Below are 13,550 nucleotides of genomic sequence, written 5' to 3'. Positions count from 1 at the left end.
CACACCACCCCTGCCTCGCCTTCACCGGGTAACAAGCCAAAGGAACACACTCCACATGCCCTCACCCGAACGCCCCCACCCCGACGATTCGACTCCCCAGCCCAGCAAGAAGATGGCCCGCAGGGCAGCACTCGGAAGTTTCCTCGGCAGCGTCGTCGAGTACTACGACTTCTTCGTCTACGGCACGGCCGCGGCCCTGGTCTTCGGCAAGATCTTCTTTCCCAACAGTGATTCCGCTGCCGGCACACTGGCATCGCTCGCCACATTCGGGGCCGCCTACATCGCGCGACCGCTCGGGGCCCTGCTCTTCGGGCACGCCGGCGATCGGATCGGCCGCAAGAACGTCCTCCTCTTCACATTGCTCCTCATGGGCGCGTCGACCTTCGCCATCGGGCTGCTGCCCACCCATGCGACCATCGGCGCCGCAGCGCCCGCCCTCCTCGTCGTATGCAGGCTCTTGCAGGGAATTTCTGCCGGCGGCGAGCAGGTCGGGGCCAGCCTGCTCACCATGGAGCACTCCCCCGAGAAGAGTCGCGGCTTCTACACGAGTTGGCTCCTCAACGGCGCCGCCACCGGTTCGATCCTGGCGACCTTGATCTTCATCCCCGTGGGAGCGTTGCCGGAGGAGCAGCTTCTCACCTGGGGATGGCGTATCCCGTTCCTCCTCAGCTTCGTCATGGTGTTCATCACCCTCCTGGTGCGGCGCGGGGTGGACGAGTCCCCCGAGTTCGTCGAAGCCGAAAAGGAGGATGCTGTATCGGAATTCCCCGTGACTACCCTTCTCCGCACTCAGCTGCGCGCGACCGTGATCGTCTTCGTCGCGGCCTTCAATACGGTCATCTCGACGATCGTGATCGTCTTCGGCCTGTCGTACGCGACACAGGAACACGGTGTCGATCGGTCCACGATGCTCGCGGCGATCGCCGCCAGCCAAGTGGTCGCGCTGTTCTTCCATCCGCTGTTCGGATTCATCGCGGACCGGATCGGCCGGAAAGTGGTGTACGTCAGCGGCTGTCTGCTGTGTGCCGTGGGGGTCTTCGCGTTCCTCGGCGCGATCTCCACCGGCAGTACGGTACTCATCGTCATCGCGACGGTGGGACTCAAGGGCGTTGTGTACTCGGCTCCCAATGCCCTGTGGCCGTCGTTCTTCGCCGAGATGTTCACGCCGAACGTCCGTTACACCGGTGTCGCTGTGTCAACCCAATTGAGCTTCCTGCTCACCGGCTTCGCACCCGCGATCTGCTACGCCCTGATCGGCGGCGACGACAACTGGGTCCTTGCCGCCTCGGCAGTTGCGGGTATCTGCGTTCTCGCCGCGGCGGCGGCCCGGATCTCCACCAAGGCCCGAGTGGAGAGCCGGCAGGTACTGGCGCACACCTGATCCACGCGCGGTTGCGCTGCGTCACCCCTCGTCGGTCTTGAACCGCCCGAGCTGGTGGCGCAGCGCCGTGTCGAGATCGGGGCGCCGGAACCGGTGGCCGCGGTCGAGCAGCTTGCCCGGGGCGACGCGCTGATCGGCGAGGGCGAGTTCGCGCGCACCCTGCTCTCCGAGCAGGAGCTTCGGCCCGAAATCGGGGACCGGGAGGAAGGCCGGGCGGTGCAGTACCGACGCCAGAACTGCGGTGTACTCCTCGTTGCGAACCGGATTCGGCGCCACCGCGTTGACCGGACCGCTCAACCCCGAATCGACGACGGCGCGATGGTAGACGTCGATCAGATCGTCGATGTCGATCCACGACAGCCACTGCGTTCCGGCACCGAGACGACCTCCGAGTCCGACCTCGAACAGCGGCCGTTGCAGGCGCAGCACGCCACCGCTCGGCGACTGGACGATCCCGGTGCGGACGTGCACCACTCGCAGTCCGGCGTCGGCGGCAGGCTTCGCGGCGTCCTCCCAGTCCGCCACGACGTCGGCGAGGAAGCCGTCGCCCCGCGGGTCCTTCTCGTGCAGCACCTCGTCGCCGCGGTCGGGGCCGTAGTACCCGATCGCCGACGCACCGACGAAGATCTTCGGTCCCTGCCCGGACGCTGCCGCCACTTCCGCCAGCCGACGGGTGGGCTCGATGCGACTGTCCCTGATCGCCCGGCGGTGACCGTCGGTGAACCGTCCCGCGATGGACGCGCCGGCGAGGTGGATCACGGCGTCGACTCCGTCGAGCAGGTCCGCGGCAGGAGCGTCCGGGTTCCAGCGCCGCTCGTCGGGTGTGCTGGGCGCGCGGCGCACGAGCCGGATCACTCGGTGCCCGCCGGTGCTCAGGAACGCAGTGAGGGCGGAGCCGACCAGACCGGAGCTCCCCGTCACGGCGATGGTGAGGGGGCCGGGCAGGAGTGTGGACGCCCAGTGGTGCCGGTCCATGTCGTCGGCGAGCTGGCGGTGCCGGTAGACGAACGTCGAGCGGAGGAAGTGGCCGGGCACGATGGTGTCGACCTGGTCGGTGACCCGGGTCCGGCCCTCGGACACGACGTCGAACGTGTGCGTGTGCCGCCACGGCACCAGCAGGCGCAGCGGCAGCGCGGCCGAATAGTCGACGAACCGGTGCGGGGGGTCGTACTCCTTGGCGTCGTGCTGCGCGATCCACGTCAGTCCGCCGGGTAGACGCAATTCTGCACGACCCGATTTCAGAGACTCGGACTCCTTCGCGAGGCTCAGTGGCTGCCAGGGCGGTGAGAGACGGGTGAACGCCCCGGCCCTCGTGTGCCAGGCGAACAACTCGTCCCGCGAGGCCTCGACCACGCTCGAATGCACGATGCCCATGACCCGACCTTAGTCGCGATAGCGGGCGAGGCGGTGACAACGACGGGTAGCGTGTGGGAATGACGCAGTTACGTGTACTGGTCACCGGTGCCACCGGATACATCGGCGGACGCCTCGCCCCCAGGCTTTCGCAAGCCGGCTACCGGGTGCGGGTGCTGGTGCGTTCACCCGAGAAACTGACCGACGTTCCGTGGGCGTCCGACGTCGAGATCGCCCGCGGCGACCTGAGCGATCCCGAATCCCTTTCTGCCGCTTTCACGGACGTGGACGTCGTCTACTACCTCGTGCATTCGATGGGTGGTTCGGACGAGTTCGAGGAGGCCGAACGCGTCAGCGCGGAGAACGTGGCCGAGGCTGCCCGCACGTCCGGTGTCGGCCGGATCGTCTACCTCGGCGGGCTTCATCCCGACTCGGTGGACCTCTCTCCGCACCTGCACTCCCGCACACAGGTGGGGCAGATTCTCGTCGACTCCGGTGTTCCCACAATGGTTCTGCAGGCCGGGGTCGTCATCGGCTCCGGTTCTGCGTCGTTCGAGATGATCCGCCACCTCACCAACCGGCTCCCCGTGATGACCACCCCGCGGTGGGTGAACAACAAGATCCAGCCGATCGCGGTCCGCGACGTGCTGCACTACCTCGTCGCCGCAGCGGAGGCACCGTTGCCGCGCAGCCGCACCTTCGACATCGGCGGCCCCGACGTCATCCGCTACGGCGAGATGATGCAGACATACGCCGAGGTCGCCGGTCTCCGTCAGCGTCGCATCCTCGTCCTCCCGGTGCTGACCCCGAAGCTCGCCGGTCTGTGGATCGGTCTGGTCACCCCGATCCCCCGCTCACTCGGGCGGGCCCTGATCGAATCGCTGCAGAACGATGCCGTCGCCACCGAGCACGACATCGACGACGTCATCCCACCACCGAAGGCAGGCCTGACGACGTACCGGGACGCCGTGCGACTGGCGTTGCGGCGCATCGACAACGGCGAGGTGGAGACGACCTGGGCCAGTGCGTCCCCGGTCGGCGCCCCGTCCGATCCGTTGCCGTCCGACCCGGATTGGGCCGGTGAGGTCGTCTACACCGACGAACGCACCAAGGACTGCGAAGCGGACGCCGGAACGCTGTGGAGCGTCGTGGAGAGCATCGGCGGTGAGAACGGCTGGTACTCGTTCCCCCTCGCGTGGTCGGTGCGCGGCTGGCTCGACCGCGTGGTCGGCGGTGTCGGTCTCACCCGCGGACGCCGGAACCCGAAGCAGCTCAACACCGGCGACCCCTTGGACTTCTGGCGTGTCGAACGCATCGACCGGGGGTCCCTGCTACGACTGCGCGCCGAGATGCGGGCACCGGGCGGGGCGTGGCTCGAATGGCGCGTCCACAGTGTGGATTCCGACCGGTCCCGACTCGATCAGCGGGCCATCTTCTTCCCGAAAGGCCTCGCCGGACGGCTGTACTGGTACTCCATCATGCCGTTCCACGGAATCATCTTCAAAGGCATGATGGAGAACATCACCGGCTCCGCTGCCCGTCAGACCGTGCAGAGCGGCTGAATAGCCTCTCGGCCACCGGTGGTCGGGGACGTCAGCAGCAGGCACGAGTTGTAGCCACGCGATTCCACCACCTGCCGGATCTGCTTCCATCCCGCGTCGTCGACCGCCGGGTTGCGGGAGAGGACGAAACCCGAAGCCCGTGCCGGGTCACCGACGAGCGCCCACGAGTAGTCGTCGGCGATGTAGGTGACCACATAGTTGGTGGGACCGTCCGGTGAACTCTGGAACGGCACGTCCGGGAAACTCACGTGGAGTTGCGCATTGGTGACCGTGTCGGTGACACGCGCATTGCCGTTGATTCCGTTCGTCCCTCCCGCCCAGGTGGTGCACGAGTTGGCGACGCTGACGTTCGACGAGTCCACGAGCCCGTACGTCGCCCTGGTGTCCCGCGCGCAGTCCAGGTTGAACGGCTGTGGCACAGCAGCCAACTGATACCACGTGCCGAGGTACCGCGGCACGTCGAGGGACGGGACTGGTGCGAGCGCACCGGGCTGAGCCTGTGCCGGGCTCGCCGCCAGCACCACGGCCGCAGCGGCGGTCAGCAGCCCTGCGGCGAATCCACGAGCCTTCGAGAGTGTCATCTCGGGTCCTTTCACGATCATGCGTCGACGAAACGGGCAGCCTGAACAGAGGGCCTGTGCAGCACCCTCTCTCGGGGCATTCGACGCCACTTCCGGATCGGATGGGTCGATCCGGGACAACCTTCGACCCATCCGTTCCGGAGACCGCTCCGAATGCCTGTCGATGGTGCGCATCCGCACCCACACCGGAGAGAGGCAATAACCCATGAACATCACCACACGAGTTCTGGCAGTCGCAGCGAGCACGTCCCTCGTCCTGCTGGGCGCAGCGTGTTCGTCGGACGACAGCGACTCGTCGAGCAGCGGCTCCGCCTCGGAGGCGATGACGTCCGAGTCGATGTCGTCCGGTTCGATGACCTCGTCCGCGATGGCCGATCCCGCCGCCAACCTGGTCGGTCCGGGCTGCGCCGAGTACGCGAAGACGGTGCCCGACGGTGCCGGTTCGGTCAGCGGCATGGCGCAGGATCCGGTCGCGACGGCCGCGTCCAACAACCCGCTGCTCACCACCCTCACCGCCGCCATATCCGGTCAGCTCAACCCGCAGGTCAACCTGGTGGACACGCTGAACAGCGGACAGTTCACGGTGTTCGCGCCGGTGGATGCCGCGTTCGCGAAGGTCGACCCGGCCACGATCGAGACCCTCAAGACCGACCCGGCGCTGCTCACCAAGGTCCTGACCTACCACGTGGTCCCCGGCCAGATCGCGCCGAGTGACATCGACGGCCAGCACACGACCGTCGAGGGTGGCACGGTCACCGTCACCGGTTCGGGCGACGACCTGAAGGTCAACGACGCCGGCGTCGTCTGCGGTGGCGTCCAGACCGCCAACGCCACGGTGTACCTGGTCGACACCGTCCTGATGCCCCAGTAAGCACCCTCGTCGCATAGTTCTCCGCACCCGGCGGCATCGGTCCCACACCGATGCCGCCGGGTTCTTGCGTGCTCCCACGTGAGTGCCACGGTGTGCTCGAGCACGCTTCGCCACTCACGTGAGCGGGTGCGGGTCCGCCCATCCGACGCAAAGTCAGCTCCGAATAACGGTTATGGAGAAAGGCTCACCCACCGCCCCGGCGTACGTGCTCGTACTGCCCGGCGGCAAACCACGCAGTCAGGCACCCTCGCGGTGCTGGCATCTGTCGAATCTGCGCATGACCTGGATGGCCTGGTCTCTGAGGTCGAGGCTCGGGCGGCACGGAATCGTCGTGGAGCGGTTGCAGTACCGGGTCCGCGGATGGAACGCCCCCGAGGCCAGCCCGGTGCACGACGCCCGGGTAGCCGTCGAACGGGCCCGGCTGCGGTTCGGGGACGTCCCCGTCGCCGTCGTCGGGCATTCGATGGGCGGCCGCGTCGCCGCCCACCTCGCCGCCCTCGACAACGTCCGGGCGATCGCCGCGCTCGCACCCTGGTGGCCCGCGTCCGACGGCGAACTGGTGCCCGCCGACCGCAGCCTGATGGTCGCGCACGGAACCGCCGACCGCTGGACGGATCCCACCGCTTCCCGGGTCCAGACCGAGCAGGCGCTGGCTCGTGGGGTGAACGCCTCGTGGATTCCCCTGACGGGAGCCGGACACTTCATGCTCACCCGGCCACGCTGGTGGCATCGCATCACCGCCGATTTCGTTCTCGACGCCTTCGCTACGGAAGGTGTCGTCGCCGCACCGACTGACCGGAAAGCAGGTCGCCATGCATGATTCGGACAAGCTCGAACGCAGGAACGTCGCGGTGATCGGCAGCGGCGTCGCAGGGCTGACCGCCGCCTACGTTCTGTCCCGCCGCGACCGCGTCACCCTCTACGAGGCCGACGCCCGTCTCGGCGGTCACGCCCACACGCACCACCTGGCACTCGACTCGGGCGCAGAAGTGGACGTCGACACGGGCTTCATCGTGCACAACGACCGCACCTACCCCACGCTGCTGCGCCTGTTCGCCGAACTCGACGTGGCCACCCAGGGTTCGGACATGTCGATGTCGATCCGATCCGATGCGAGCGGGCTCGAATACGCAGGTGCGAAGGGGATCCGCGGGCTGTTCCCCACCGCCCGCACCCTGGCCCGGCCGCGGTATTGGCGGATGCTCGGCGAGGTCCTCCGGTTCCACCGTTGTGCCCGTGCCGTGCTCGACACCCCGGTCGACGAGGCCGGCGGGCAGGAACCGCTGGGCGAGTTCCTGAGCCGCAACGGTTTCAGCCCGTACTTCGTCGAGAATTTCATGACTCCGCTCGTCGCGGCGGTGTGGTCGTGCGATCCCACGACAGCCGAACACTATCCGGCCCGCTACCTGTTCACTTTTCTCGAGCACCACGGAATGCTCACCGTCTTCGGATCACCCACGTGGCGCACCGTGACGGGCGGCTCGGCCCGCTACGTCGAGAAGGTGGCGGCGCACCTCGACGAGATACTTCTCGGCACCCCCGTGCAGCGGGTGGAACGCACCCAGGACGGCGGCGCGTGCGTCGTCGACGGCAGCGGCGACGTCCGGTACTTCGACGCCGTGGTGGTGGCCGTTCACCCCCGTCAGGCGCTCGCCCTGCTCGGCGACGCCTCGGACCTCGAGATCGAGATCCTCGGCGACATGCCGTACTCGGTGAATCACGCCCAGCTGCACACCGACGAGTCGCTGCTCCCCCGCGCGGAGAACGCCCGGGCCTCCTGGAACTACCTGACTCCCGCCGACAGCACGGACGCGACGGGCGTCATCGTCACCTACGACATGACCCGGCTGATGCGCCTGAACACCGTGCACGACCGGCGGTTCCTCGTCACGCTCGGCGGGAAGCACCTCGTCGACCCGTCGACGGTCGTCGCCGAGATGACGTACGAGCACCCCGTCTACACTCCCGAATCCGTGGCGGCGCAGTCGCGGCTGAGCGAACTCGGCTCCGGCACATTCGCTTTCGCGGGCGCCTACCATGGCTGGGGGTTCCACGAGGACGGGGCACTCTCGGGCCTGCGCGCCGCCGAACGGATCGGCGGCTCGTGGGATACACATGCCGGACGACACCGCGACCGGGAGACGGTGTCATGACCGCGCCGGCGATCTACTCGACGACGATCCGGCACGCCCGCACCGAACCCGTCCGCAACAGTTTCGAGTATTCGAGCTACAGCTGGTACGTCGACGTCGACGACCTTCCACACCTGCCCGGGTGGCTCGGCCCGTTCGCCCGCTTCCGCGCCGAGGACCACTTCGAGCCGGTCCGCGGTGCCGGCGCGGACACGCTGCGCGCCAGGGTGGATGCGTTCCTCGCCACCCACGGAGTCGACCTCCGCGGCGGGACGGTGACGGCGCTCCTGAACGCGCGGGTGCTCGGGTACGTGTTCAACCCGCTCAGCGTGTACTGGTGCCACGACGTCGACGGCAGCCTCCGCTGTGTGATCGCCGAGGTACACAACACCTATGGTCAGCGGCACAGCTACCTGATCCGGCCCGACAGCCGCGACCGTGCCGAGGTGGACAAGCAGTTCTACGTCTCCCCGTTCAACGACGTGAGCGGCCGTTACGAGATGCGGTTCCCCGAGCCCGGCGACACGCTCTCGCTGAACGTGGTACTCCACCGGGACGGGCACGCCCCGTTCACCGCGACGGTGCGGGGAACGCGGCAGCCCGCCACCCACCGCACGGTCCTGAGGACCCAACTACGCACTCCCCTGGCACCTCTCGTGGTGTCGGTTCGCATTCGCATCCAGGGAATCACTTTGTGGGCCCGCGGACTCCCCGTCACGGCTCGGCCCGACGGCCGGCAGAAGGAGATAGTTCAGTGAGAAGGAACAAGGACACGGACATGGACGCATCGCCTGCCGTCAGTACCGCCGACCTCGCGTTCACCGTCGAGGATCCGCGGATCGACAACCGGATCTGGCCCGGCCTGGCCGACGTGCCGACCGGTCTGCGTGCCTCGCTGTCGGCGAAGATCGCCGACCGCCTGTTCCGCCGCGCGGCCGCCGACCTCGACGTCCGCATCGAGTACCCCGACGGCACCCTGGTGGGGGCGCGCCGGGAACAGGAAATCCTGCCGCGCATGATCATCCGCAACCCGGACGCGTTCGCCCGGCGGGTCGGGACGAGCGGTCTCATCGGTTTCGGCGAGTCGTACATGGCCGGCGACTGGACGTCGCCGGATCTCGCCGCGGTGCTGAGCGTGTTCGCCTCACGGATGGCGACCCTCGTTCCCCGCCCGCTGCAACGGTTGCGCGCACTCTATGTCGCCAAACACCCCGCCCAGGAACGCAACACCGAGCAGAACACCCGCTCCAACGTCTCCCGGCACTACGACCTGTCCAACGAGATGTTCGAGACATTCCTCGACGAGACGCTGACGTACTCGAGCGCACTGTTCGCGTCGACCCCGACCCGGGTGGGGCAGGTCCGGGACGTGACGGTCCTGCGGGCACCCGTCCCACAGATCACCCCGAAGTGGGAGGATTTCGCGGACGCGCAGCGCCGCAAGATCGATCGGCTGCTCGACGAGGCCGGCGTCGGTGCGGGCACCAGGCTGCTCGAGGTCGGGACGGGCTGGGGAGAACTGTGCATCCGGGCGGCGGAACGCGGCGCCGTGGTCCGCTCGGTGACGCTGTCCAGCGAACAGCAGCGCCTGGCCCGCCTGCGCGTCGCCGAGGCCGGCCACTCGGACACCGTGCAGATCGACCTGCTCGACTACCGCAACGTCGACGGCGAGTACGACGCCATCGTGTCGGTCGAGATGATCGAGGCAGTCGGACATGAGTACTGGGCCACCTACTTCCGGGTGCTCGACAAACTTCTCGCTCCGGGCGGAAAGGTCGCGCTGCAGGCGATCACCATGCCGCACGATCGGATGCTCCAGACCCGCAACACCTACACCTGGGTGCACAAGTACATCTTCCCGGGCGGTTTCCTCCCGTCGACCGAGGCGATCGAATCCGTCACCGCCGAACACACCGCGCTACGGGTGCGGGAGCGCCTGAGCATGGGACAGCACTACGCGGAGACGCTCCGGCTGTGGAAGGACCGGTTCGCCGCGCACAGCGCGCAGGCGGAGGAACTCGGATTCGACGAGACGTTCCGCCGCATGTGGCATTTCTACCTCTGCTACTCCGAGGCCGGGTTCCGCTCCGGCTACATCGACGTCCAGCAGTTCGTCCTCGACAAGACGGGAGCATGACCGTGACCGTTGCCGCCGAACTCGACAAGGCGTTGCGTCCGCTCGTCCGCGGGGAATTGCCCGTTCATCTGACCGCGTGGGACGGCAGTACCGCCGGCCCGGTGACGGCGCCGAAGGTGGTGCTGCGCAGTCCCGACGCCCTGCGCCGATTGCTGTGGAGCCCCGGGGAACTCGGGGCCGCACAGGCCTACGTGACGGGTGAGATCGACGTCGAGGGCGACCTGGGCGAGGCCCTGGCACATATGTGGGCGGTGGCGCGCGAGCGAGGTCTCAGCGGAGTCCGGCCGAGCCCGTGGACGGTCGCGAAGGTGTTGCGCGTCGCCGCGAAGCTGGGTGTCACGGGCGGGCCGCTTCCCGCACCCGCCGCACAGGCGAACATCCGCGGACGGCTGCACAGCATGCTGCGCGACCGCGCCGCGATCAGTCACCACTACGACCTGTCCAACGATTTCTACGCGCTGATCCTGGACCCGCAGATGGCCTACTCGTGCGCCTATTTCACCCGGAATGCGCCGGGAACGCCGCAGGATTCGGACTACGGACTCGAGGACGCCCAGCGGGACAAACTCGACCTGGTGTGCCGCAAGATCGGACTCGAAACCGGCATGCGACTGCTCGACGTCGGATGCGGCTGGGGATCGCTGAGCCTCCACGCCGCGGCCGAATACGGCGCACACGTCGTCGGTGTCACCATCTCCCGTGAGCAGAAAGTGTTCATCGACAAGCGGATCGCCGAGCGCGGTTTGCAGGACCGCGTCGAGATCCGTCTGCAGGATTACCGCGAGGTCCCCGACGGCCCGTTCGACGCCGTCGCGTCCCTCGAAATGGGTGAGCACGTGGGCGAGAAGAACTACGCCCGGTACGCGCAGGCCCTCTACGACAACGCGAAGCCCGGTGCGCGGGTGCTGATCCAGCAGATGTCGCGCACCGGACGCCATCCCGGCGGCGGCCCGTTCATCGAGTCGTTCATAGCTCCCGACATGACCATGCGTCCCGTCGGTGAGAGCGTCGCGTACCTCGAACGAGCCGGGCTCGAGGTGCGCGACGTGCACGGTCTCCGTGAGCATTACGTCTGGACCGTCGACGCCTGGCTGGAGAAGTTCGAGTCCCGCTGGGACGACGTCGTCGAGATGGTCGGGCTCGAGATGGCCCGGGTGTGGCGGCTGTACCTCGTCGGCGGCGGGATGAGCTTCGAGCAGGGCCGCATGGGTGTCGATCAGATCCTGGCCGTCAAGCCGACCGCGGCGGGTCGGTCGATGATGCCTGCCGTGCGGGTCGACTCCGCTGGATCCGGCGTGCTCCGATGAACGGGATCGACTGGTCGGACTTCGGCGCCGTCACCGCGGCGAGCGTTCTCGTGCTCGCCGTCCTCCAGGCCGCGACGTTCCTCGTCGGGCGGCGGATCGGACGCTACAACGTCGTCGATGTGTCCTGGGGCCTCGGTTTCGTCCTGGTAGCGCTCGTGGCCGCCGTCATCGGCGACGGCGACGCACTGCGCCGCTGGCTGGTGGTGGTGCTCGTCGCGGTGTGGGGTCTGCGGCTGACCTGGCACATGTACGCCAAGTCGGCGGGCAAGGGCGAGGACCCGCGCTACGTGGAGATGCTCGACCGGGCGGGCGGCGACTCGCCCTGGGTCGTCGTCAGGAAGATCTTTCTCACCCAGGGACTCGCGCAGTGGTTCGTCTCGCTGCCGCTGCAGATGTCGGCCGTACTCGGTCCCGCATCCGGCCTCGGCGCGGTCGTCGCGGTACTCGGAGTCCTCCTGTGGGTGGTCGGTGTCGTGTTCGAAGCGGTCGGCGACCACCAGTTGAGGGCATTCAAGGCGGACCCGTCCAACAAGGGCGTGATCATGGACGTCGGCCTGTGGGCGTGGACGCGGCACCCGAACTACTTCGGCGACTCCTGCGTGTGGTGGGGACTCTGGCTCATCGCGGCGAGCGTATGGCCCGGCGCCGTCACGGTGCTGTCTCCCGTGGTCATGACGTACTTCCTGGTGTTCGCGACCGGCGCGCGACTGCTCGAGAAGACGATGTCGCAGCGTCCCGGCTACCCCGAATACCAGCAGCGCACCAGCTATTTCCTCCCCTTGCCGCCGAAGCGGTGAGTGCCATGCCGGCATCGCTCGCATCCCCTCGGATCCCATCGTGGTCACACCGGCCGCAACCTGCTATTAGGCTGTGGATCGATGAACGGAATGGGCCGATGACCGGTGTCGACAGGGACACGGAGAACGTGACGCTGACGGCGTTGCTGGCGCGTATCGCGCAGGGCGAGCGGGATGCCTTCAGCGACTTCTACGAACGCACCAGCGCGCGGGTGTACGGCATGGTGCTGCGGGTCCTGCGCGATCCCGGATACAGCGAGGAAACCACCCAAGAGGTGTACCTGCAGGTCTGGAACAACGCGGACAAATTCGATCCGAAGCAGGGGTCGCCGCTGTCGTGGCTGATCACCCTCGCACATCGCCGTGCCGTCGACCGGGTGCGGTCGGAGCAGTCCGGCACCGAACGGGAAGCCGCCTACGGCGCCTCGAGTTGGTACGGACCGTTCGACGCGGTGTCGGAGGAAGTCACCCGACGCGGCGACACCAGCGACGTCGTCGACTGCCTCGGCACGCTCACCGAAGTCCAGCAGAGAACGGTGGTCCTCGCCTATTACGGAGGCCTGACATACCGAGAGGTGTCGGAACGGCTGTCCGTGGCGCTTCCGACGGTGAAATCACGAATTCGAGACGGATTGATCAGGCTCAAGCAATGTCTGGGGGTGCAGTTCGATGGATGAGTCCCAGCACGAGATCCTCGACCTCGCCCAGGTGTACGCCCTCGACGCCGTCGACGATCAGCAGCGCCGCGAGATCGACACCGCGGTGCAGAGCGCACCGCCCGACGTTCGCCTCGAATTCGACACCACCGTCCGCGGTGTGCACGAGACGATGGCCGCCCAGTCGGCGTCCACCGCGGTCGAGCCGCCCGCTCACCTGCTCGGGCGCATCCTCGATGCGCTGCCCGGCACCGCCGCTTCGCCCGCACCGATAGCACTGGACGAGGTTCGTGCGCGCAAGCGCAGGCGTCTCGTGGCGGCGTTGAGCGCGGCGGCCGCGGTCGTCGTCCTCGCCGTGGGTGGCATCACCGTCGCTCAGCAGTTGCAGAGCCAGGACGGCCAACCCGTGCCCGCTCAGATCCTCGCGGCCGACGACGTCCGCACGGCGGTCGCACCGATCGCCGGTGGCGGTTCGGCCACCGTCGTGTACTCCAAGGACGTCGACGCCGGAGTGCTGGTGATGAACGACGTCCCGCCGCCCGCACCGGGTTCGGTGTATCAGATGTGGCTGCTCGGACCGTCACACGAGCCGGTGTCCGCCGGAATCATGGAAGCCGATGACGTGTCACCGTCGACCACCGCGGTCGTGAGCGACATCGACCAGTCCACGGAACTTGGATTCAGTGTGGAACCGCCCGGCGGTTCCACCCAGCCGACCGGCGACATCTTCGCGACGGTGAACCTCACCTGACACGTGAGTGGCGAAGCGTCCC

General features: G+C 67.7%; 13 protein-coding genes. 11 read left to right on the top strand and 2 right to left on the bottom strand.

Features of this window, described 5'->3' with window-relative positions; translation table 11 throughout:
* Positions 1–55 precede the first annotated feature (55 nt).
* A complete protein-coding gene (locus ACNJ7E_RS03730) occupies positions 56–1,381 on the top strand; it encodes an MFS transporter (protein WP_418339163.1) in 1,326 nt (441 codons plus the stop codon).
* A gap of 21 nt (positions 1,382–1,402) precedes the next feature.
* Here ACNJ7E_RS03730 and ACNJ7E_RS03725 read toward each other — a convergent pair whose 3' ends face one another.
* Entirely contained in the window at positions 1,403–2,755 is a 1,353-nt protein-coding gene (locus tag ACNJ7E_RS03725) for a TIGR01777 family oxidoreductase (RefSeq protein WP_418339162.1), read from the bottom strand.
* 59 nt (positions 2,756–2,814) lie between these two features.
* Here ACNJ7E_RS03725 and ACNJ7E_RS03720 point away from each other — a divergent pair, with 59 nt between their 5' ends.
* Positions 2,815–4,296 carry an SDR family oxidoreductase gene (locus ACNJ7E_RS03720; RefSeq protein WP_280780604.1) on the top strand — a complete coding sequence of 494 codons (1,482 nt, stop codon included), beginning with the start codon at positions 2,815–2,817 and terminating at the stop codon, positions 4,294–4,296.
* Here ACNJ7E_RS03720 and ACNJ7E_RS03715 read toward each other — a convergent pair.
* Complete coding sequence (locus ACNJ7E_RS03715; protein ID WP_418339161.1) at positions 4,275–4,877, bottom strand: lipocalin family protein; 603 nt, start codon at positions 4,875–4,877, stop codon at positions 4,275–4,277. The two genes, ACNJ7E_RS03720 and ACNJ7E_RS03715, sit on opposite strands and share 22 nt — an antisense overlap.
* A 205-nt stretch (positions 4,878–5,082) precedes the next feature.
* Between ACNJ7E_RS03715 and ACNJ7E_RS03710 the strand changes: the two genes are divergently transcribed.
* From ACNJ7E_RS03710 to ACNJ7E_RS03670, 9 genes are all read left to right on the top strand, one after another.
* Entirely contained in the window at positions 5,083–5,748 is a 666-nt protein-coding gene (locus tag ACNJ7E_RS03710) for a fasciclin domain-containing protein (RefSeq protein WP_418339160.1), read from the top strand.
* Between the two features lie 172 nt (positions 5,749–5,920).
* A complete protein-coding gene (locus ACNJ7E_RS03705) occupies positions 5,921–6,568 on the top strand; it encodes an alpha/beta fold hydrolase (RefSeq protein ID WP_280780607.1) in 648 nt (215 codons plus the stop codon).
* Complete coding sequence (locus tag ACNJ7E_RS03700) at positions 6,561–7,901, top strand: NAD(P)/FAD-dependent oxidoreductase (RefSeq protein WP_280780608.1); 1,341 nt, start codon at positions 6,561–6,563, stop codon at positions 7,899–7,901. Before ACNJ7E_RS03705 ends, ACNJ7E_RS03700 begins: the two co-directional genes overlap by 8 nt.
* Positions 7,898–8,638 (top strand): DUF1365 domain-containing protein, encoded by a 741-nt coding sequence (locus ACNJ7E_RS03695; RefSeq protein WP_418339159.1) that lies wholly within the window; start codon positions 7,898–7,900, stop codon positions 8,636–8,638. The genes ACNJ7E_RS03700 and ACNJ7E_RS03695 overlap by 4 nt, the downstream gene beginning before the upstream one ends.
* Positions 8,635–10,017 carry a class I SAM-dependent methyltransferase gene (locus ACNJ7E_RS03690; protein WP_418339158.1) on the top strand — a complete coding sequence of 461 codons (1,383 nt, stop codon included), beginning with the start codon at positions 8,635–8,637 and terminating at the stop codon, positions 10,015–10,017. The genes ACNJ7E_RS03695 and ACNJ7E_RS03690 overlap by 4 nt, the downstream gene beginning before the upstream one ends.
* Positions 10,014–11,324 (top strand): class I SAM-dependent methyltransferase, encoded by a 1,311-nt coding sequence (locus ACNJ7E_RS03685; RefSeq protein WP_418339157.1) that lies wholly within the window; start codon positions 10,014–10,016, stop codon positions 11,322–11,324. Before ACNJ7E_RS03690 ends, ACNJ7E_RS03685 begins: the two co-directional genes overlap by 4 nt.
* Entirely contained in the window at positions 11,321–12,121 is an 801-nt protein-coding gene (locus ACNJ7E_RS03680) for a DUF1295 domain-containing protein (RefSeq protein ID WP_418339156.1), read from the top strand. Before ACNJ7E_RS03685 ends, ACNJ7E_RS03680 begins: the two co-directional genes overlap by 4 nt.
* A gap of 98 nt (positions 12,122–12,219) precedes the next feature.
* On the top strand, positions 12,220–12,798 hold the full coding sequence (locus ACNJ7E_RS03675) for a sigma-70 family RNA polymerase sigma factor (RefSeq protein WP_011595276.1): 579 nt from the start codon (positions 12,220–12,222) through the stop codon (positions 12,796–12,798).
* Positions 12,791–13,528: an anti-sigma factor gene (locus ACNJ7E_RS03670; protein WP_418339155.1), complete on the top strand. Its 738-nt coding sequence runs from the start codon at positions 12,791–12,793 to the stop codon at positions 13,526–13,528. Before ACNJ7E_RS03675 ends, ACNJ7E_RS03670 begins: the two co-directional genes overlap by 8 nt.
* Positions 13,529–13,550: the final 22 nt, after the last annotated feature.

The sequence above is a fragment of the Rhodococcus mengyinensis genome, from assembly GCF_048381435.1.
GTDB classification, from domain to species: domain Bacteria; phylum Actinomycetota; class Actinomycetes; order Mycobacteriales; family Mycobacteriaceae; genus Rhodococcus_F; species Rhodococcus_F opacus_D.
The sequence above is the reverse complement of the archived record's forward strand: the minus strand, read 5'-3'. Positions and strand labels throughout refer to the sequence as shown.